This window comes from Streptomyces sp. NPDC002911 (genome assembly GCF_053591835.1).
On the sequence record NZ_JBSFUO010000002.1, the window covers coordinates 97,078 to 118,137 of the forward strand.

The 21,060-nt window shown below is 69.2% G+C and carries 15 protein-coding genes; 4 read left to right on the plus strand and 11 right to left on the minus strand.

The annotated features are described in order from the left end of the window. Positions 1-88 precede the first annotated feature (88 nt). Positions 89-1,246 (plus strand): M48 family metallopeptidase, encoded by a 1,158-nt coding sequence (locus tag ACWD04_RS03420; protein ID WP_451127618.1) that lies wholly within the window; start codon positions 89-91, stop codon positions 1,244-1,246. Here ACWD04_RS03420 and ACWD04_RS03425 read toward each other — a convergent pair. The 5 genes from ACWD04_RS03425 to proB form a co-directional block, all read right to left on the minus strand. Then, entirely contained in the window at positions 1,179-2,300 is a 1,122-nt protein-coding gene (locus ACWD04_RS03425; RefSeq protein ID WP_451127620.1) for an SCO2583 family membrane protein, read from the minus strand. The two genes, ACWD04_RS03420 and ACWD04_RS03425, sit on opposite strands and share 68 nt — an antisense overlap. Before the next feature lie 323 nt (positions 2,301-2,623). Next, the gene (locus ACWD04_RS03430) at positions 2,624-3,223 is read right to left on the minus strand and encodes an SCO2584 family spore wall biosynthesis protein (protein ID WP_451127622.1); all 600 of its coding nucleotides are present in this window, start codon (positions 3,221-3,223) and stop codon (positions 2,624-2,626) included. Between the two features lie 122 nt (positions 3,224-3,345). Beyond that, positions 3,346-4,629, minus strand: coding sequence for a glutamate-5-semialdehyde dehydrogenase (locus tag ACWD04_RS03435; RefSeq protein WP_451127624.1), 1,284 nt, complete (start codon positions 4,627-4,629; stop codon positions 3,346-3,348). 132 nt (positions 4,630-4,761) lie between these two features. Continuing rightward, a complete protein-coding gene (locus ACWD04_RS03440; RefSeq protein WP_451127626.1) occupies positions 4,762-5,247 on the minus strand; it encodes a hypothetical protein in 486 nt (161 codons plus the stop codon). A 129-nt stretch (positions 5,248-5,376) separates the two neighbouring features. After that, a complete protein-coding gene (gene proB / locus ACWD04_RS03445; RefSeq protein ID WP_451127628.1) occupies positions 5,377-6,495 on the minus strand; it encodes a glutamate 5-kinase in 1,119 nt (372 codons plus the stop codon). Between the two features lie 295 nt (positions 6,496-6,790). Here proB and ACWD04_RS03450 point away from each other — a divergent pair, with 295 nt between their 5' ends. Further along, positions 6,791-8,215 (plus strand): polysaccharide pyruvyl transferase family protein, encoded by a 1,425-nt coding sequence (locus ACWD04_RS03450; RefSeq protein ID WP_451127630.1) that lies wholly within the window; start codon positions 6,791-6,793, stop codon positions 8,213-8,215. A gap of 31 nt (positions 8,216-8,246) precedes the next feature. Here the strand turns inward: ACWD04_RS03450 and ACWD04_RS03455 are convergent, their stop codons facing one another. The 6 genes from ACWD04_RS03455 to rplU form a co-directional block, all read right to left on the minus strand. Further along, on the minus strand, positions 8,247-9,476 hold the full coding sequence (locus tag ACWD04_RS03455) for a glycosyltransferase family 2 protein (protein ID WP_451127632.1): 1,230 nt from the start codon (positions 9,474-9,476) through the stop codon (positions 8,247-8,249). 283 nt (positions 9,477-9,759) lie between these two features. Continuing rightward, positions 9,760-11,949, minus strand: coding sequence for a hypothetical protein (locus ACWD04_RS03460; RefSeq protein ID WP_451127634.1), 2,190 nt, complete (start codon positions 11,947-11,949; stop codon positions 9,760-9,762). 136 nt (positions 11,950-12,085) lie between these two features. Then, on the minus strand, positions 12,086-13,585 hold the full coding sequence (locus ACWD04_RS03465) for an SDR family NAD(P)-dependent oxidoreductase (protein ID WP_451127636.1): 1,500 nt from the start codon (positions 13,583-13,585) through the stop codon (positions 12,086-12,088). A gap of 298 nt (positions 13,586-13,883) precedes the next feature. Continuing rightward, entirely contained in the window at positions 13,884-15,320 is a 1,437-nt protein-coding gene (gene obgE / locus ACWD04_RS03470) for a GTPase ObgE (RefSeq protein WP_451127638.1), read from the minus strand. Positions 15,321-15,459: 139 nt separating this feature from the next. Next, positions 15,460-15,717 (minus strand): 50S ribosomal protein L27, encoded by a 258-nt coding sequence (gene rpmA / locus ACWD04_RS03475; RefSeq protein WP_014045902.1) that lies wholly within the window; start codon positions 15,715-15,717, stop codon positions 15,460-15,462. Positions 15,718-15,731: 14 nt separating this feature from the next. Then, positions 15,732-16,052, minus strand: a complete 321-nt coding sequence (gene rplU / locus ACWD04_RS03480) for a 50S ribosomal protein L21 (RefSeq protein WP_451127640.1) — start codon at positions 16,050-16,052, stop codon at positions 15,732-15,734. Positions 16,053-17,204: 1,152 nt separating this feature from the next. Here rplU and ACWD04_RS03485 point away from each other — a divergent pair. Next, positions 17,205-20,570 (plus strand): ALF repeat-containing protein, encoded by a 3,366-nt coding sequence (locus ACWD04_RS03485; protein WP_451127642.1) that lies wholly within the window; start codon positions 17,205-17,207, stop codon positions 20,568-20,570. A gap of 89 nt (positions 20,571-20,659) precedes the next feature. Further along, a complete protein-coding gene (locus ACWD04_RS03490) occupies positions 20,660-21,037 on the plus strand; it encodes a hypothetical protein (RefSeq protein ID WP_451127644.1) in 378 nt (125 codons plus the stop codon). The last annotated feature ends 23 nt before the right edge of the window (positions 21,038-21,060 follow it).

A 21,060-nucleotide genomic window follows, 5' to 3' on the forward strand; every position in this document is an offset into this window, starting at 1 on the left:
ACAGCCCCCCCGCACACCGTAGCTCCAGCGCATACGCTGGCTTTTGCCAGGGGGACGAGCAACGTCTCGTACGAACAGGGGGCCACCTATGACCGACACCAGTCACGAAAGCTCGCCGAGCAGGCAGCGCAGGCGATTCCCGGACATCTCCTCGCGGGCCTACGAGCACCCGGCGGACCGCTCGGCCCTGGTGGCCCTGCGCAAGCTGAGCGGTTTCGACACCGCGTTCAAGGCACTGAGCGGCCTGCTGCCCGAGCGCAGTCTGCGGCTGCTCTTCCTGTCGGACTCCGTACGGGTGAGTGACGCCCAGTTCACTCATCTCAACGACATGCTGCGCGACGCCTGTTACATCCTGGACCTCAAGAAGGTCCCGCCGATGTACGTCAACCAGGACCCGCAGCCCAACGCCATGTGCATCGGCCTCGACGAGCCGATCATCGTGGTGACGACCGGGCTGGTGGAACTGCTCGACGAGGAGGAGATGCGGGCCGTCGTCGGCCACGAGGTGGGCCATGCCCTCTCCGGTCACGCGGTGTACCGCACGATATTGCTCTTCCTCACCAATCTCGCGCTCAAGGTGGCGTGGATCCCGCTCGGTAATGTCGCGATCATGGCGATCGTGACCGCGCTGCGTGAGTGGTTCCGCAAGTCGGAGCTCTCCGCGGACCGGGCCGGGCTGCTGGTGGGACAGGATCTGCGTGCCTCGATGCGAGGGCTGATGAAGATCGCCGGCGGCAATCATCTCCACGAGATGAATGTCGACGCCTTCCTCGCCCAGGCCGACGAGTACGAGAAGGGCGGCGACCTCCGCGACTCCGTACTCAAGATCCTCAATGTGCTGCCCCGAACGCATCCGTTCACCACGGTCCGGGCGGCCGAGCTGAAGAAGTGGTCGGAGACACGGGACTTCCAGCGCATCATGGACGGCCACTACCCCAGGCGTGACGAGGACAACGACACATCGGTGACGGACTCCTTCCGTGAGTCCGCGGCGCATTACGCCGACACGGTGCGCACCAGCAAGGACCCGCTGATGAAGCTCGTCGGTGACATCGCAGGTGGTGCGGGCGATCTGGGAGGCAAGCTCCGGGACAAGTTCACTGGCGCGAGCGGCGGGAGCAGCGGGAGCGCCGGTGGCGGTGGCGCCGCGGGCAAGGGTGATGCACCGGCCTCGGACGCTACGGACGACTCCGAGGGGACCTGGCGGCGTCCGGGCCCCGAGGAGGGCCCTGAGTCGGCGAGCTGACGGTCAACGTGCCGCAGAGGGCCGCCGCGGGCACACCCGTGGCGTACGGGTCGGTGCCTGCGGGGCCCCGGTCGTCCGCCTGTTCACCTGCGAGCAGCGGGTGCAGAGCACCCGTTCTCCCTGCCGAGCACGACTGCGGACCGGCCTGGACGTAGGCGCTGCGGACCTCCAACCGATGCAGCCGGATGTCTTCCCGGTCGAGCAGGAAGTGCAGGACGCGACGCACGGTGAACAGCGAGGTGCCGTCGGCCCGGTGGGAACCGGACACGACGGGCCGCAGCGCGTAGGTGAAGGTGTGGTCGGACACCACCTCCAGGGTGTCCGCCCCCACCTCCGTGTAGGAGAGGGTGCCGTGGACCCGGATGCCAGGGTCGGCCAGTTCCACCTCGGCCGGGTCGAAGCGCACCAGCCAGCCGGTCGCGCTGTGCTCACCGTCGTCGGCCGGTGAGTCCATGCTCCGGTCGAACTGCGCCGTCTGGTCGGGGTCGAGCAGCCGCCCCACCGGTCGGAGTACCCCGCCGGTGAGCACGTCGGGATCGAGGGAGGAGACCACCAGGTAGTCCTTGATCGTGGTCAGGGCGATGGTGACCTGGCTGTCCGAGAAGTTCTTCGTCCGCCGGACCGACGGCAGGTTGATGCCCGAGGCGCCGGTGCGATACCCCGCGGCCGGGCCGTCGGCGAGGAGCGATGCGGCGGTCCCTCCGGGTACGGGGCCTTGGGGGGCAAGGGGAACCATCGTGGTCCGGAGCGGTTCGGCCCGCCTGCCGACGGGGGCCGGATAGGGGTTGCGGAAGCCGATGTAGACGGCAGTGGCGAATGCCAGGGCGATCAGCAGCACAAGAGCGATGCCGGCCCTGGAGCGGTGTCGGCGGGTGCCACGGCCGGGGAGGGAGCGTACGGCGCGCGCGTGATCACCCATGCGCTCCTGGGCGGAGAATTCCTGCAGCCGGGCAGCGCGGACGAAGGATTCGTCGAAGACGAGTGAGCGGTACTCGTCCTCCCCGCCCGAGGGGTCGTCGGGCGGCCCTTCCGGCGGTTTACCGCGGCGTGTCATGACTTCTCCCGATCCTCGGCGCCACCGGCGGGGGCTGGCGCTGGGATCCGCCTCAGCCGCTTGGCGTCGGGCGGACCGGTCCGTCACGGGTTCGGCACATGGACAAGTGGCTGGCCCTCTCCCCGGGGACGGGGACGGGGGGAGGGGGGTCACGGGTCACAGGTCACAGGTCACAGGTCACAGGTCACAGGTCACAGACGGGGTCATACCTTCAAATAGGGTCGATCGTCATCAAGGTAAACGCCCTGAGGGTAGGAGCGCAGGTGGAGCGCCGCCGGGTGGGCAGCTGGGAGACACGAGGTCCCGCCTCCCCCGCGACGGGCTCAAGGCGTGCGAGGAACGGCGGACACCACGGGGCGGGAGTAGTCGGCGGAAGCGGAGGGGGCCGCGCCCGGCTTGTCGACTCCGCTGGTCGCCGGGGGCGGCACTTGGTCCTGCCGGTTTTCCGCACCGCCTCGGTACACGGCGCTGAAGGCCAGCGCCACCATCCCGATGGCCATCAGCAGGGCCAGAAGCCAGGCGACCGACCGGTGCCACCGAGCCGCACCTCGGTAAGGACGTAGAGAGCCACCATGCCGCCCGTAGGGGCCGTCGTCGCCCCCGTGGAGGCCGTCGGGGTCATCGGGGTCGTACGGGTCACCGAAGGCCCTCTCGCGGCCGTACACGCCGTCCGGGCCGTAGCCGTCGTCGTAGAGGTCGTCGTCCGGAGCACCGCCGCCCGAACGCGCCCTGCGCGCTTCGGCTTCGGCGCGGGCCTCCGCTGCGGCCAGCAGACGCTCGACCGCGGTGGGTTCGTGGATCGCGGCGGACCGGACGAAGTCCTCGTCGAACGCCACGAAGGCGAAGTCCTCGTCCGCGCCTCCGCGGTCGTCGTCGGGCTCCCAGCCGTCCGGGAACGGCCTGCCCCCCACGTCGTCCGGCACAACTTCAGCGTAGCCCCGGCGGCACGATTTCGGCAGGGAGCCCGCGAACTCCCCGCCGCCATCCACCGGCCGACCGACGCCTGGCCGACCGACGCCTGGCCGCCCCGCCGGGGGCGCCCCCGCTAACGGATGTGACCGTCGCCGGTGACGATGTACTTCGTCGATGTCAGCTCCGGCAGCCCCATCGGTCCGCGGGCATGCAGCTTCTGCGTCGAGATGCCGATCTCCGCGCCGAATCCGAACTGACTGCCGTCCGTGAAGCGCGTGGAGGCGTTTACCGCGACCGTCGTGGAATCCACCAATTGGGTGAACCGGCGGGCCGCCGCCTGTGAGGTGGTGACGATCGCCTCGGTGTGGCCGGAGGACCAGAGCCGGATGTGCGCCACGGCGGATTCCAGCGACTCGACGACCGCGGCCGCGATGTCGTACGAGAGGTATTCGGTCTCCCAGTCCTCCGGCGTCGCCGGCACGACGGTGGCCTTGGACCCCTCGGCGTACGCGAGCACCCGCTCGTCGCCGTGCACCGTCACCCCGGCCGCGGCCAGTGCGTCCAGGGCCAGGGGCATGAAGTCCGCGGCGACGTCCTTGTGGACCAGGAGGGTCTCGGCGGCGTTGCACACGCTCGGGCGCTGCGCCTTGGAGTTGATCAGGATCTCGACGGCCATACCGAGGTCGGTCTGCGCGTCGACGTACACGTGGCAGTTGCCGGTGCCGGTCTCGATGACGGGGACCGTCGACTCCTCCACGACCGTACGGATCAGGGAGGCGCCGCCGCGCGGGATCAGTACGTCGACGAGGCCGCGGGCCCGCATCAGTTCGCGCACCGAATCGCGGTTCTCGCCCGGGACGAGCTGCACGGCGTCCGCCGGCAGACCGGACCCGCCCACCGCGTCGCGGAGCACCCGCACGAGTGCGGTGTTCGAGGCGTACGCGGACGAGGATCCACGCAGCAGCACCGCGTTGCCCGACTTCAGACAGAGCGCGGCCGCGTCGACCGTCACATTGGGCCGGGCCTCGTAGATGATGCCGACCACCCCGAGCGGCACCCGCACCTGGCGCAGATCGATACCGTTGGGCAGGGTGGAGCCCCGGACCACTTCGCCGACCGGGTCGGGCAGCGCCGCCACGTCCCGCGCGTCCGCGGCGATCGCACGGATCCGCTCCGGGGTGAGCGTGAGCCTGTCGACGATCGACTCGCTCGTCCCGGCCTCCCTGGCCTTCGCGACGTCCTCGGCGTTGGCCTCGACGATCTCGCTGGTGCGCACCTCGAGCGCGTCCGCGATCGCCAGCAGGGCGTCGTCCTTCGCCGCCCGCGGGAGTGGCGCGATGTCGTCGGCGGCGGCGCGTGCCCGGTAAGCGGCCTGGGCGACCGGGGACATGTTGTCGTACGGCGAAAGCGTGGTCATGCCCGCAGGGTAGTGCGCACGCCGCGGACATCCGTCACGTTTCCCGTCATGCGAGACAGGCGTATCGGTGGCTGCGCACCGGGCCCGGTACGACGGGCCCCGGGGCCGGTGCACCTGGTCCGTTACGCCCGGTCAGTACGGATGCACCCCGACGGGGGCGGCGGGTGGCGGGCCGTAGCCCTCGGCGATACGCAGGTGGTACGTCTCCCGGTCGATGACCTCCAGGCCGACGATCTCCCAGGGCGGAAGCTTCGCGCTGGAGCGGTGCTCGCCCCACAGCCGCAGCGCCACCGCGGCGGCGTCGTGAAGGTCCCGGGCCTCTTCCCAGTAGCGGATCTCCGCATGGTCACCGGCATACCGGCTGGTCAGCAGGAACGGATGATCGTGCGCCAGCTGTTCCAGCCCGCGCCTGACCTCCCTCAGCGGCGTCTCGGTGCCGGAGACACTGAGGGTGATGTGCCACAGCTTGGAGCGGGTCAGTTCCTCGTCCGTCACCACCGGTTCCTGCTCGAGGGTCTGGTCGGTGGGCGTACCGACGAAGCCGGATCCCGCTCCGACGCTGGTCAGGGCGCGACTGCCCGTTCCGCGGGGCGGCGCCCCCGGGCGCGCTCGTCTCACCGGCGGCCTCCTGTGAATGCGTAGCTGTGCTGACCCCTTGTGTCCCTGTGACAAAGTTGAGCAGCCCGCGACCGGGCGTGGGGCGGTTTTCGTGAAGGTCTCCGCCCGAAGGCTGGACTTTCAGCCGTTTCAGGGGGCCTGGCGGGGCGTGAGGACGACGAGATCGTCCCTGTGTACGACTTCCCGCTCGTAGGCGGGGCCCAGTTCACGCGCGAGATCGCGAGTGGACCGGCCGAGTAGCTGGGGGATCTCCTTGGCGTCGAAGTTGACGAGCCCGCGGGCGACCGCCCGGCCGGCAGGGTCCCGCAGCTCGACCGGGTCCCCTGCGGAGAATTCGCCCTCTACCGCCGAGATTCCGGCAGGCAGCAACGACGTACGGCGCTCGACGACGGCGCGGACGGCCCCGTCGTCGAGCATGAGGGCGCCCTGCGGGGTCGAGGCGTGGGCGAGCCAGAGCAGCCGGTCCGCCGAACGGCGCCCGGTGCGGTGGAAGTACGTGCCGGTGTCGCGCCCCGCGAGGGCGTCGGCGACGCGGCTCGCCGAGGTGAGGACGACCGGGATCCCGGCAGCGGTGGCGATCCGTGCCGCTTCGACCTTCGTGACCATGCCTCCGGTACCGACGCCCGCCTTCCCCGCACTGCCGATGGTGACGCCTTCCAGGTCGGCCGGTCCGCTCACCTCGGCGATGCGAGAGGTGCCCGGCGTGCTCGGGTCCCCGTCGTAGAGGCCGTCGACGTCGGACAGGAGCACGAGGAGGTCGGCATGGACCAGATGCGCGACGACCGCGGCGAGCCTGTCGTTGTCCCCGAACCTGATCTCGTCGGTGGCCACCGTGTCGTTCTCGTTGACGACGGGGAACGCGCCCATCTCCAGAAGCTGCTCGAGCGTGCTGTAGGCGTTGCGGTAGTGAGCGCGCCGACTGGTGTCGTCGGCGGTCAGGAGCACTTGCCCGACCCGTACTCCGTAGCGGGCGAAGGATGCGGTGTAGCGGGCGACGAGCAACCCCTGGCCGACGCTGGCCGCGGCCTGCTGCCGGGCCAGGTCCTTGGGCCTGCGGACGAGCCCGAGCGGGGCGAGGCCCGCCGCGATGGCGCCGCTGGAGACGAGGACGATCTCGCGCTCCCCGCCGCTCCTCACCTTGGTGAGCGTGTCGACGAGCGCATCCACCCGATCGGCGTCGAGCCCTCCCGCCGCGGTGGTGAGTGAGGAGGACCCGACTTTGACCACGATCCGGCGGGCGTCGGTCACACCCCGCCTACGCCCCTCGCCGCCCCCAGCGGGTGTGCGGAGCGCGCCTTCGGGTTCCCTTGCCGCACCTTCGGATTCCCTTGCCCCTGACACGTACGCCCGTCCCCATCACGTCGACCTGCTCGGTTCGCCTCAATCTACGCGAGGGGCGGGGTCGGTACCGCGCCGTCTCAGTTCCTGTCACCGCGCAGCCCTCATTACACCAGCCAACCGCCTCAGGTCACGTTTCGACACGCCCTCGAATGGAGTAATTACGTAATCTCCACTCGTCGCCCATAGGGCTACCCTCTCTTACGTGACAGATGAACACACCCGCCAGAGGCGCATTCTCCTCAGATCAGGCAAAAGCCCCTTCGAGGTGGCTTCGCTCGAACAGTCCCTCGACAGAGACGTCTTCGCGACCAACGCGGGCAACCTGATCTTCAGTGACGCGGCGCACAAGATTCTGACGACGCCGCGGACAGAGGTCTCCTCCAACGGCATCCGCACGGAGCAGGCGGCGGCCGAGCGCATCAACGAGGAGTTCGACGTCTTCGTCGTGCCACTGGCGAACGCGTTCCGCCCGACCTTCGAGCGGTCCCTGAAGCGGATGACGCAGCTGATCAAGAAGCTGCGCATCCCCGTCGTCGTTCTGGGCGTCGGCGCGCAGGCCGACCTCCAGTACGACGCGGCCCGGCTGAAGCCGATGGAGCCGACCGTCAGGGAATTCGTCACCGAGGTACTCGACCGCAGCGCGTCCATCGGTGTGCGGGGCGAGTTCACCGAGCAGTACCTGAAGGACATGGGCTTCCGGGACGTCGAGGTCATCGGCTGCCCCTCCATGTTCATGAACGGTGAGACGTTCACGCTCAAGAAGAAGTCCGAGTCGCTCACCGCGGAATCGCGCATCTCGGTGAACGGCTCGCACAGCGCCGTACGGTCGCACGGTCTCGACGCCATCATCCGCCAGGCCCACGAGCGCTATCCGCATCTGCGGTTCGTCGGCCAGAACCTGCTCGAGGCCCAACTGCTCCACTGGCGGGAGACGTCGAACCCGATCGGGGCGCAGACCTCCATGCCGACCCACCCGTCCCACCCGATGTACCGCGAGGGCAAGGTCCGGCTCTACGTCGACCCGGCCACCTGGATCGACGAACTGCGCGCGTTCGACTTCTCGTTCGGCTCGCGCATCCACGGCAACATAGCGGCGCTGCTGGCCGGCGTCCCGAGCACCGTGCTCTGCAGCGACTCGCGGACCCTGGAGCTCTGCCGGTACTTCGGCATCCCGCACCGCAAGATCTCCGAGACGCCCAGGGACATCGACCCCGCCGAGCTGTACGAGGCGGCAGACTTCGGCGAGCTGGTGAACGGCCACAAGGAACGTTTTCTCCGCTTCACCGGCTTCATGGAGCGTAACGGCCTGGAGAACACCTTCCATCACGGCGACGGCGGCACGGCGTTCGACGCCCGGATGTCCCAGCTCGCCCTCCCGCCCGCCGTCCGCCCGTGGACCGGGACCGACCTCGATTCACTCAGCAGCCGTTTCAGCTTCATGCAGAGCCGGATGGATGAACTGGCCGCTCAGAACGCCCAGTTGCGCAGCCAGCTCAAGAAGAGGACCGGCCCGGTCAGTATCAAGGTGCAGGCGGGCGAGGGAACAGCCTCGTGGCCGTCCGCCTACCGGCGCGCCCGGCGCGTGGTAGGGCGCCCGGTCCGGAGGCTGCTGCGCCCCGAGCGGTAGCGATCACGTTCACTGCCGCACCGCGCACGCCTCAGACCTTGTGGGCGCGGTGCGGTCTGTGCAGGCCCGCGGACCGGGCCGTCCTGCGCGCCTTGCCTGCCAGTCGCCGCATGAAGGCGGCAGTGGACTGGCGCCCCGGCACCTCGATCCGCTTCTTGCCGATCCATTCGGTCACGGTCATCTCGTACGCCGACAGGGGCAGCTCCGGGCTCTCACCGAAGTGCGGGTAGACCAGATACAGCCGGCCTCGGAGCCCCTTGCGGACCGCGCGGGGTTTCTTCTCGTCCCTCATGAACTCCAGGATGTCCAGAAGCAGGTCGAGCCTGCCCTCCGAGACGCATATCAGCCGGAGCCGCTCATGGACTTTGAGGCGGCGGGCCAGCCCCGGTGACCAGTAGTTCTCCAGCAGTGGCGCGGCCAGCTCCATCTTCTTCTTCCGCACTTCGTCGGACTGCCGCAGCAGAGCGGTCCCGAACTGCGGGAGCAGGGTGATGACGAACGGCCGGACCATCAGGACGTCCCGCTTCGGCCCCGGCGGGACATGAGCGGCGATGAGGCCCGTCAGAGCCCGGGCCGAATCGAAGCGGAGCAGGTAACTGCCGCTCTTCGTCACGTGCTTACCGTCGTCCCGGCCCACCAGGTAGTAGCAGGTGTAGTCCGCCACGACGGAGACACCGTTGCCCCGCAGATACGCCTCCATGGTGAAGAGCGCGTCCTCACCCGTCTTGAGCTCCTCGTCGAACCTCATCCCCAGCCGCACCAGAAGGTCCCGCCGGAACAGCTTCTGGGCACTCAGAGTGAATTTGATGTTGGAGGAGTAGAGATCGGCCCGCTCGACCGTCTGCTTCCACATCGACTTCGCCGCTCCGCGGTTGACGCCGACGACCTTCCCGAGTACCACATCCGTGCCGGCCCGGTCGCCCATCGCGACCATCCGCTCCAGGGCCTCCTCCCCGAAGTAGTCGTCCGCGTCGAGGAAGAAGACGTACCGGCCACGGGCGAGACCGAGCCCGACGTTACGCGGGCCGCTGGGACCACCGGAGTTCTCCTGGCGCACGACGCGCATGTCGATGGCGGTCCGGGCGGCGAACTCCTCCAGGTACTCCCCCGTGCCGTCGGTGGACCCGTCGTCGACGGCCACGATCTCCATGCGCCCGGCCGGAAGCGTCTGCGCTTCGACGGACTCCAGGCAGCGGATCAGGTAGGGCATCGCTTCGTAGGCGCCGATGATGACGGTCACATCTGGTGTGGTGGTGCTCATCTCTCCCCGGTTCACACATAAACGTACAAATAAGGAGAAACGCTAGTACGACGCTACACGCCCCGTTCTATGCACGGACACGCCGAACGGCCCGTACGTTCCCCTCCCCGAGGAGAAGACGGACGGGCCGTTGAGTAGGTTGCGCCACTAGTCGGACACATTTCGAACAACTGGATGTCAATTGGATGACACCGGCTGTCAGCTCCGGTCCCGGCCGACGGCGCCACTTCTCGCCGTCGGCCGGTCACGCTGCGGTCAGCGGATCACCGCCAGTCGATCACCGTCAGCGGATAGCCGAAGGACCTGTGCCGATTCCCGCGTCGGCATCCGGGGACGGCGCGTCCGGGTCGACCGCGGCCTCGGCCTCCGCGACGAGCTCCGCCACTCCGTCCCCGGCACCACTGGACGCCGCCTCGGGGTCGGGAAGCGTGGCGGGCTGCTGCCCGCCGATGAGCTGGGCGACGCCCGCGTTGCGAGCCTCGGCCTTGGCCGCAAGCGCATGCACGGCGGCGTTGAACTGCTCCATGGAGGTCGGCTCGTCCGGGCCCAGCAGGTAGGTCTTCAGCTCGTGGCGGGCTTCGGCGAGCGTGTCCGCCGACGGGTCCGCCACGGCGCGCAGCAGCTCGTCGATCTTCTCCGCGCCGTTGGAGAGGATGACGGCCGCCCGTACCGCGGTGTTCTGGCGCTTGAACTCCTCCGCACCGAGCTCCGCCGAGTCCGTGACCGCGTACGGCTTGCCGCTCGCGATGAAGTCGGACACCACACTGGAGATGTCCGAAACCATGGCGTCGGACTGGTTGAAGCAGTCGTACAGCTTCGGCTGCGAGCCCGTCACCGTCTTGTGCTCCCACCAGCCGAAGGAACGCCAGTAGGCGTCGTTCCACTCGGCCCGCAGCGTGGCGATCTCGGCCTTGCGGGCCGGGTCGGCGAGAGCGACCCGCGACTCCTCCGACTCGTCACCCCCGGCACGGCCGGGCTTCGCCAGCTCGGCCAGACGGGCTTCGATGCGCGCCAGTTCGGCCTTGGCCGCGCGCTGCCCCTGCGCAGCGGCCGAGGCCTCCTTCCCCCAGCGCGGGTCGGCGGCGCGGTCCTGCGTGGACTTGACGACCAGGGCCTTGATCCGGGCGTTGACGGCCTTGGCCTTGGCGCTGCGAATGCCGGTGAAGGGGTGCGGCTTGTAGATGACCCGGACCGGGCTGTCCGCGTTCAGCAGACGGCGGACGATGTTCTCACCGGCCAGCAGCAGCGAGGTGTTGCCGGGGTTGTCGTCCCAGCCCTCCCAGGTGGGGGCGTACAGCACCGTCGGGATCGGGTTCTTCGTGGTGCCGGTCCAGCTCTCGATCGGCGCCAGCTGCGGCCGCCCGACCTCGACGATGTCCTCGTCGCGGATGCCGACGTCGGCCAGGGCGTACCGGTCGCGGCCCGCGCGGCCGGCCGTCCACACCTCGTCGTACACCTTGGAGTACGGGTTGACGCTGGCCAGCTTGTCGCTGTCGCCGTGGCCGATGAACACGTGCTTCATGGTCGGGACACGCAGCATGTGGATGTTCTTGCCGACGTTGGCCGGATACAGGCACACCCGGGCGGTGGAGAGGTTCAGGTTCATCAGGTGGGTGCCGGCGGGCACGCAGACCACGGGGACGGAGGTGTCCGCGAGCTGCGGTACCAGGTTGCGCTCGCGCATCACGATCAGCGGACGCCCCTCGACGGCGGCCATGGTGTCGAGCCACATGTTGCCCTGGTAGGCGGACTCGCTGGAGCCGGAGAAGTAGAGCACGACGGTCGGCTGGTACTCGCTCAGCCAGGTGTCCAGGGCCTTCAGCACCGCGGGGGCCGACGGCGCCCGCCGGCTCCGGCGCAGATACGGCACGAGCAGGGCGTTGTAGCCGACAGCCAGCAGCAAGGTCACACCGGCGCCGATGTACCCGATGAGGTTTTCGCCCGTCCCGGCGGCGACCAGGACGCCTGCCACCGCGGGGAGGTCGAGGTGGAGCATCTTCTCGCTGGAGCGGTGCAGCAGCAAGCGCGGCGGGGCGTCGGGGATGCGGACGGCGTGCAGGTCCACGTTACGGGTGACGATCGGCAGGTTGCGGCGCAGCCGGATGAGCGTGGTCAGCGCGCCGTGCGGGGCCTGCAGGCCGTAGAAGAGCAGGAAGCACGCGACTGCCGCGTAGAAGAGCGGTTCCTCGGCGAGGTCCAGCCGGGCCAGCAGCAGGATGATCAACAGCTGGCGAAGGAGGAAACGGATGGGCAGCCCCGCCCGCACCTTGCCGAGCCGGTTGATCAGGTAGCTGCCTCGCTGGTGCAGATACCTGTCCGCGACGTACGTGACAGCCGTGGCCGCCGCGAAGAACCAGATATCAGGAAGAAGAGCGGCAACCAGGACGCAGGGGTAACCCAGCACCATCAGTATTGCTGCCAACAGTTCTGCCCGACTGCCCACACGGGCCAGGCGAATGGCTGTCGAAATCACGAAGAACCTGCTCCAGGGGGTGCCGGTTGTTTCACGTATAGAGGGAAATGTGAAGATGCGGCTTCACGCACTCGGGCCTCTGGATTCACCGAAAGGTGAATCCAGAGGCCCGTATAAGTACATTTGTCAAGAATTATTACACATCTTCTTGACGGTCCAGAACCGAAGCCAGCGCCTGCTCGAATCCCGAGGCTTCGGTGACGTCACGGGTCGGGTCCTGCTGCCGTACGTCGATGACGTGGCCCGTCATCGCAGACAGGAGGACGTCCAGCGAGGTGCGCGCCACAGCCTCGGAGGAGAGCAGCGATCCCTCCGGCTCCTGGCCGAACGCCTTGGTCCGCATGGGGGTCGCGGTGCGCTCCGGGTTGACGCAGTTCACCCTGACGCCCTCGCCCGCCCACTCGTCGGCCAGCGCCTGCGTGAGGTTCACCATCGCGGCCTTGGTCGAGGAGTAGAGGCTGTACTCGGCGCGGCCCCGCGTATAGCTGCTGGAGGTGTACAGCAGCAGCTGGCCCTGGGTCTCCGCCAGGTACTTGTACGAGGCACGGGCGATCTGCACGGGCGCCAGGTAGTTGACGTTCAGCGCTTCCTGGATGGTCGTGGTGTCCGTCTCCGCCAGCTTGCCGATGCGCAGCACGCCCGCGGTGTTGATCACGTAGTCGATGCGGCCGGTCTCGGCGTACGCCTTGGACAGCGCCTCGTCGATGTGCTCCGGGTTCTCGACGTGCGTGCCGGTGGTGGAGCGGCCCAGCGCGTACACACTGGCGCCGTACTGCTCGGCCAGCGTGGCGATGTCGGCACCGATGCCGTACGAACCGCCGAAGACGACCAGGGTCTTGCCCGAGAGCAGGTCGCGGTAGGCGGCCTCGTCGGCCTGGCGCGGGGCCGCCGTGGAGGCCAGCTGGAAGAGCTTGTCGGTGATGAAGACGTCGACCGGCTGGGTCACCTTCATGTTGTACTCGTCGCCCGCGACCACGTAGATCGGCACGTCGGGGAGGTACCGCAGGACGACCGAGCAGTCGTCGGTGGCCTGGAAATTCGGGTCGCCGGCCGCGACCTCGTACGCCTTGCGGATCGTGGACAGCTTGAACGCCTGCGGGGTCTGGCCGCGGCGCAGCCGGGACCGGTCCGGGACGTCGGTGATGAATTCGCCGTCCTCACCGTGGGTGCGGGTCACGATGATCGTGTCGGCGGACGGGATGGCGACGTCCACCGCCTGGTAGCGGCCGAGGGCGTCGACGCAGTCCTTGATCACGCGCTGTGACAGAAGCGGGCGGACCGCGTCATGGAAGAGGACATTACGGTCCTCGCCCTCGGCGAGCCCTTCACCGAGGGCCGCGATGGCACGCTCGGTGGTCTCGTTCCGGGTGTTGCCACCCTCGATGATCTTGATGACCTTGGTCAGCCCGGCCTTGGCGACGATCTTCTCGACGTCGGGCACGAAGCCGGGCGCCATCAGCACGATGACATCGTCGATGCCCTCGGCGTTCTCGAAGATGGTCAGCGTGTGCTCGATGACTGCCTTACCGGCGATCTTCAGCAGCTGCTTGGGGATCGACAGTCCCACACGCTGACCGGTCCCACCGGCGAGCACGACCGCTGTGGTCCGGGGCTTGGCTTCATGCGGCACAGACACAGACGACCTACCTTGCGATGACAGGGGGGAACAGTGTGATGGTCGCACTCTCCGTGACCGTCTCGCAAGGTGGACGTTTACCGGTGCTCGCCTCTGGGAAACCCACAGTTCACCGCCTGGCCAGGCAGATTGGGCCCTCGACGGCCCGTACCGGAGTGACAGACTCCACAGACGTGTTACGCAATCCGCACATCACCGGTCGCGGAACCGCCCCCTGCCTGGCAGTTCGCTGTGCATCCTGATCGGGTCCGGGCCGGAGCCGGGCACCCCCGCCGTGCGGGGGCACCCGGCGGGACGGCTAGAAGGGGTCGAACTCGTCGTACTCGCGCTGCGCGACATCGCGCTCGGACTCGCGCTCGCGGCGGCGCGTCGCGGCAGGGCGGGGAGCCTCGAGACGATGGTCCTCGCCACGTCGGCCCAGCATCTCCGCACCGGCGGCCATGGTCGGCTCCCAGTCGAAGACGACCGCGTTGTCCTCGGCGCCGATGGCCACGCCGTCACCGGCCTGGGCACCCGCCTTACGGAGCGCGTCCTCGACACCGAGCCGGTTGAGCCGGTCGGCGAGGTAGCCGACGGCCTCGTCGTTGTTGAAGTCGGTCTGGCGGATCCAGCGCTCGGGCTTCTCGCCGCGCACGCGGTAGATGCCGTCCTCCTCCACGGTCACCGTGAAGCCTGCGTCGTCGACGGCCTTGGGACGGATGACGACCCGGGTCGACTCCTCCTTCGGCTTGCCGGCGCGCGCCTCGGCGATGATCCCGGCGAGGGCGTACGAGAGCTCGTTGAGACCCTTGCGCGCGATGGCCGAGACTTCGAAGACGCGGTAGCCCCGCGCCTCCAGGTCCGGGCGGATCATGTCGGCGAGGTCCTGGCCGTCCGGGATGTCGACCTTGTTGAGGGCGACGATGCGCGGACGGTTCTCGAGACCGCCGTACAGCCGCAGTTCCTCCTCGATCATGTCGAGGTCCGAGACGGGGTCGCGGTCCGACTCCAGCGTCGCGGTGTCCAGGACGTGCACGAGGACGGAGCAGCGCTCGACGTGCCGCAGGAACTCCAGGCCGAGGCCCTTGCCCTGGCTGGCGCCCGGGATGAGCCCCGGGACGTCGGCGATGGTGTAGACGGTCGAACCGGCCGTGACGACGCCCAAATTGGGGACGAGGGTCGTGAACGGGTAGTCCGCGATCTTCGGCTTGGCCGCGGAGAGCACCGAGATCAGCGAGGACTTGCCCGCGCTCGGGTAGCCCACGAGCGCGACGTCGGCGACGGTCTTGAGCTCCAGGACGATGTCCCGGCTCTCCCCCGGCTCGCCGAGCAGCGCGAAGCCGGGCGCCTTGCGGCGGGCAGAGGCCAGCGCGGCGTTGCCGAGACCACCGCGGCCGCCCTGACCGGCGACGAAGGTGGTGCCCTGGCCGACCAGGTCGGCGAGGACGTTCCCGGCCTTGTCGAGGACGACGGTGCCGTCCGGGACGGGCAGCACGAGGTCCTGGCCGTCCTTGCCGGAGCGGTTGTCACCGGCGCCGGGCTGGCCGTTCGTGGCCTTGCGGTGGGGGCTGTGGTGGTAGTCCAGCAGCGTGGTGACGGCCTGCTCGACGACGAGGATGACATCGCCGCCGCGTCCGCCGTTGCCCCCGTCGGGGCCGCCCAGCGGCTTGAACTTCTCACGGTGTACGGAGGCCACGCCGTGGCCTCCGTTACCCGCGGCGGCATGCAGCTCGACGCGGTCCACGAAGGTGGTCATGGTGGGGCCTCCAGGTACTGCGGAAAAATACGGGAATGTCTCTTGACGTAACGCGCCGAGGGCGGACCCGCTTCCCCGATTACCGGGAAAGCTGAGATCCGCCCTCGGAAGGTGCTGTGTCGTTCGGCCGTTGCCTGACTCAGGCAGCGACGGGAACGATGTTCACGACCTTGCGGCCACGGTGCGTACCGAACTCCACCGCACCGGCGGTCAGCGCGAACAGCGTGTCGTCGCCGCCACGGCCGACGCCCGTGCCCGGGTGGAAGTGGGTACCGCGCTGGCGGACCAGGATCTCACCGGCGTTGACGGCCTGACCGCCGAAGCGCTTCACGCCGAGCCGCTGAGCATTGGAATCGCGCCCGTTCCGAGTGGACGATGCGCCCTTCTTATGTGCCATGTCTCCTCAGTCCCTTACTTCGCAGCCGCGGGGATACCGGTGACCTTGATCGCCGTGTACTGCTGGCGGTGACCCTGACGACGGCGGTAACCCGTCTTGTTCTTGTAGCGAAGGATGTCGATCTTCGCGCCCTTGTGGTGGTCCACGATCTCGGCCTGGACCTTGATGCCGTCCAGAACCCAGGGGTCGCTGGTCACGGCGTCACCGTCGACAACGAGCAGGGTCGAGAGCTCGACCGTGTCGCCAACCTCGGCGGTGGGAATCTTGTCAACCTCAACGATGTCGCCGACAGCAACCTTGTGCTGGCGACCACCGCTGCGCACGATGGCGTACACGCGGATCTCTCTCTCACTCGGAACGGATCCCCTGATGCCAGCCGCCCGCGCGGGCCGGGGCCCACGACAGTCCGGAAGGACGAGCGGCCTCCCCCGGGGACGGATCACCGGGAGGGATGTGCTCAGGGGGTAGGCGCACAGAAACACGCCGAGGATCAAGATTACGGGGCGGGGGCACGGGGGTCAAACCGGGTGCGCCGCCTCGTCACAGGCCGTCGGGGAGAAACACGGAACGCTTTGTGCGCCATTCCTTGCGGCCTCCTCGGTCATGGCGAGGGCCTCCCTGGTCGACGTGGACCGTCGCTCGCCGGAAAAGGCCCCGACGCCCCTTCGAAGGAACCCGCGACCACAGCGTGCGTGAAGCGGCGCAGGCAGGACGCGTACGTGATCGACTGCCCGGAGGGCGGGGAAGGGCACCTCACCGAACGGGGATGACCAGGACAGTCACGTTGCCCCCGCTCCCCTCGGACAGCAGGACGTCCGACCGCTCACGCGTGACCTCGGGAACTTCGCGTGCCCCGCGTAGGGCGGCCTCGTGAACCATGGCGGCAAGGTGGGGGTGGGACGCCCCTCGCGCAGCATCGCCTGTCGCTCGATGCGGTACGGAACTCGGTGCTCCCCGTTCGGCGACGGCTCTTCGGCCGAAGCGGAAGACCTCTGGTTCGAGCTCAGCCGGGCCCGGCGGCCCGCGCGGCCTGACGCAACAGGTCAAAGGGACGCCCCATACTCCCGCCCCGGTCCAGAAGTGTCGACGTCGGCCTGCTGTACGACCCGACGGCGAGGTTGACCGGTCCCGCCTGGGTGATGCCGCTGCGCAAGCGCACCGCTCGAACGGGGCGCACGCCAGGAGCTCATCGGCATGCCACCTCGGAGCACGCGTGCGAGCCCGCACGACTACGACCGCAACTACCGGAGCACGCCGCCCTCTTCCCCCTCCTGCGCGGGACGGCCTCGCACTGGGACGCGCTGGCACCAAAGCGTGTTTGTGAAGAAAAATCTCACGAAGCGTGAACAGTTGTGCGAGGACAGGTTATGTTTCTGCCGAATCGCAGAGCACGCCACCCTTTACCTACAACCCCACCGGCAACAGGGGCGGTTGGAGGCGATAGGTGTGTCTGCACCGCCGTATCCTGAATGGGAAGGACGCACGTCTTGTCGCCTTCGTTGTGGAGCAGACGCCGGATACTTGCCACCGTCGCCGGAGCAGCGGCGGTCCCCGCCCTGCCGTCGATCCTCACTCTGAGCGCCACCCCCGCTCAGGCGGCAACAGCCCCCGGCGATCCGGAGAACGGCCTGCCCGGCACCGATCAGGGCAAGGCCGTCTGGGCCTACAAGACCGGCGGGACCGCCGTGCGGGAGGCTGCTGCTGCCGCCCTCGTCGGAACACCGGCCGCGCTGACCGCATTCCTCACCACCGAGCTTCCCGCCATGCGGGCGGTGGACAACCGCTTCGCCGTCCTCGCCAGCCTTTCCGGCGCGGGCAGGTCCGTGCAGGAGACAGCGAGCACAGCCTTGTCCGCCGGGGACGAGGCGATTGCCGCGTTCCTGCGCGAGGGCTACGCCAGGCCGGTCGAGGAGGATCTGCGGGTGGCGGTGTTCTCTCTCCTCAACCACGGCGGCACCGCGGTGAAGCGGGAAGCCACCAAGGCACTGGCGCAGAACACCAAGGAAGCGCTGGAGACGTTCCTGGGCACGACCCAGTACACCGCGCAGCAGGAGGACGACCATGTGGCGGTCTTCTCCATCCTCAGCACCGCGTCGCCCGAGGTGAAGAAGTACGCGGAGCGCGCTCTGGACGACGGGTCCCCCGAGGCGATCCGTCTGTTCCTCTCCTCCGGCCAGCACATCGCCCGCGCCCGTGACGAGGAATCCGCGACCATCGAGCAGTTGGTCGAGATCGTGGAGCGGGAGGGCAAGCGCGCCCAGCAGACGACGGAGAAGGCTGTCGCCGCCTCCGAGCGCGCGAAGGAGGCCGCCGAGAAGGCCAAGACCGCCGCGCTGAAGGCGGCGGCGGAGGCGACGGCCGCCCAGCAGGACGTCCGCAAGTCGGCCAACGCGGCGAACAACGCCGCGAGCGCCGCGCGCGGAGCGGCGTCCGCCGCCAACACCGCCATCTACGCCTCCCGGACGGCCCAGGCCGCCTCCGGCCGCGCCGCACAGGCCGCACAGGCGGCCGCCGCTGCCGCGGCGTCGGCCGGAAACGCCGCCTCCCGCGCTTACCACGCCGCGATATCCGCGTCCAAGGACGCCACCAAGGCCTCCGCCGCGCGCCAAGCGGCCCAGGGCGCCCGCAACGCCGCTGCCCGTGCGCGTACGGCGGCCAAGGCCGCCGACCAGGCCGCCGTCGCCTCCAGCCAGGCGTCGTCCGCCGGCTCAGCCGCCGCGAACGCGGCCCGCAACGCCGCCGCGGCCGCCAGCGCCTCGGCCGACGCCGCCACCTCCGCGGGCGCCGCGAAGGCCCAGGCCGCCAAGGCCCGGGAGGCTGCCGCCGAGGCCAACGCCGCCGCCGCTCGGGCGACCCGAGCCGCGGGCACCGCGCAGACCTTGGCGAACCGCGCCGCGGCTGCCGCCAGGGTGGCCCGTGACGCCGCCAACAGCGCTGCCGCCCACGCCGACAAGGCAGCAGACGCGGCCGAGGAGGCGGCGGACAACGCAGGCAAGGCGATCGAGTACGCCAAGCGCTCCACGGCCTTCGCGGAGGCGGCGGTGGAGGCGGCCAACACGGCGTCCGACGCCGTGAAGGAAGCCCAGGAGGTGGAGCAGGCGGCCCGTACGGCGGAGACCGCCCGGATCGCCGAGGACACCGAGCTCGGCATCCTGGAGGCCCGGCTGCAAGCGCAGGCCGAGACCGACGACGCCCTACGGGTGGAGAAGCAGCGTACCCAGGCTGCCCAGACCTCGGACGAGATCAAGGGACTCATCACCACCGCCGAGGCGGCACTGGCGGCCGGGAATACCGCATCCGCGGTCACGGTCGGCCGCAAGGCGGCCGTGCGGCTCCTCGACTCCAGCGGCACGTGGACCCGAGGTGCCGCCGAGTTCGCCCTCGCCGGCTCCGACCACGATGTGACCAACTGGCTCGACGCCGACCGTCTGCTGGCCCAGCAGCAGGACGACCGGGAGAACGTGCTCGCCCTCGCTCAGGCCTCGACGGCCGCCGTCGCCGAGTCCGCCGAGAGGGCATTGGCCGCCGACGGCCCGGACGCAGCCACCGAGTTCCTGGAGACCGGGGCCATCGAGGCGTCGGCCGTGGACAACCGGGTGATGGTGTTCAAGGTCCTGGCCCAGGACCCGGGCAAGACCGTCAAGGCGAAGGCCCAGGCCGCGTTGGACGCCGGGACGGCCGAGGCTCTGCACCACTTCCTCTCCGTCGATCTCGCGGAGGCGACGAAGGAGGACGACCGGGTAGAGGTGTTCCGACTCCTGGAGACCGGCGGCCCCTACATGCGCTCGGCCGCGCAGATCGTCCTGGAGGGCTCCTCGCGGATGCGGCGCGCCTTCATCATCCGCGACAGATTCAACATCGCCCGTCTTGATCACGACCACGCCACCCACGTCTCCGCGATCCGCGCGACCCTCGCCCACGCCGCGAAGGTCGCGGCGAAGGCCATGGAGGACGCCGCACGGGCCTCCAAGGCCGCTGCGGAGGCGCGTAAGGCCGCGCAGGAAGCGACCGAATGGGCGGCCAAGGCCGAGGGCTACGCCAAGGACGCGGCGGATTCAGCCGCCGAGGCGCAGACGAACGCGGACGCGGCGGACAAGTCGGCGGCGGCTGCGGCCCAGTCGGCCAAGGACGCGAACGCTGCCGCGTCGACCGCACGCGGCGCGGCGCGTACAGCGAACTACTCGATGCGTCAGGCCTCGGCGTCGGCCCAGCAGGCCGTAGCGTTCGCGGTGGAGGCGCAGGCCTCCGCCGCTCAGGCGGCGGCCTCCGCCCAGCAGGCCGGCCAGGACGCGCGCGCCGCCGCGGCGGCCGCCAGCGAAGCCCATGCGATCGCTGCGCAGAAGCGGCGGGTCGAAGCAGCCACGGCGGCGAAGAAGGCCGCCGAGGAGGCGAGGAAGAACCAGCAGAACGGCACCAACCCCTCGGACAAGCCTGAGAACGACGACACCGGCGACACCAAGTGGCTGGGCATGTGGCCGGAGAACATCAAGGACCCGAAGGACTGGGCAGCGGCCACCGGCCACTGGAGCACCGTCTTCGGCACCGCCTCGGTCGTCCTCGGTGTGGGCGCCCTGCTCTTCCCGCCCGCCGCACCGGTCCTCGGTGGGCTCGCCCTCGGGGCCGGTCTCATCTCATGGGGCCTGCAGGGGGTCAGCGCCGGCCTGAGCGGATGGGGATACGGCTGGGACAGCAGTCAGTTCCACACAGCCCTCGGGCTGTTCGTGGTCGGCGGCATCTTCTTCGGCAAGGGCAGACTGTTCAGCAAGTTCGGAGTGGCGGAGGAGATCGGCGCGAAGGTCTCCGGCGTCGTGAGTGACACGGCCACCGCAGTCATCGGCTGGCTCACCTGGTAGACCGCCGACGTAGCCGGGTGGGGCGGCCGGTGCTCGCCCCACCCTGTACGCCAAACCTGTTCTTCCAGTAGGCCAGCAAGGAAAGCTCCATGTTCACCTCTTCGTTCTCCACCACACACTGGTGGATCGCTGCCATCGTGTCCGGCATCGCACTTGCGGCGGCGGCTCAATTCCTGGCCACCACGACGAAGGGCAGGCTGCTCGCTGCATTGCTCCCGCTTTCCGGAGCCGCAGCCGTGGTCCTGGATTCGGCCGCGCGTGATTCCGAAGGAGACACTCCACTGGTGCTGTACACAGTCACCATGCTGGGCCTCACCCTTTGCCGGATCATCTTCACGAAGTACCTCCGCAGGCAGCGCGAAGTGATGCTTTCGGGAAAGCCGATGGAACCCATTACGGGAAAGCAGAGCGCGCTTTTCTTTCTCACCTTTGCGGCTGTCGTGATGGCCATGGCCATCGTGCTGTGAAAGCCCCGCACCCACCGCCGTCC

Excerpts from the sequence above, each read along its gene's own strand:
- ACWD04_RS03420 (WP_451127618.1), top strand. The coding sequence starts at position 89 with ATGACCGACACCAGTCACGAAAGCTCGCCGAGCAGGCAGCGCAGGCGA.
- ACWD04_RS03425 (WP_451127620.1), bottom strand. The coding sequence starts at position 2,300 with ATGACACGCCGCGGTAAACCGCCGGAAGGGCCGCCCGACGACCCCTCG.
- ACWD04_RS03435 (WP_451127624.1), bottom strand. The coding sequence starts at position 4,629 with ATGACCACGCTTTCGCCGTACGACAACATGTCCCCGGTCGCCCAGGCC.
- ACWD04_RS03455 (WP_451127632.1), bottom strand. The coding sequence starts at position 9,476 with ATGAGCACCACCACACCAGATGTGACCGTCATCATCGGCGCCTACGAA.
- obgE (WP_451127638.1), bottom strand. The coding sequence starts at position 15,320 with ATGACCACCTTCGTGGACCGCGTCGAGCTGCATGCCGCCGCGGGTAAC.
- rpmA (WP_014045902.1), bottom strand. The coding sequence starts at position 15,717 with ATGGCACATAAGAAGGGCGCATCGTCCACTCGGAACGGGCGCGATTCC.
- ACWD04_RS03490 (WP_451127644.1), top strand. The coding sequence starts at position 20,660 with ATGTTCACCTCTTCGTTCTCCACCACACACTGGTGGATCGCTGCCATC.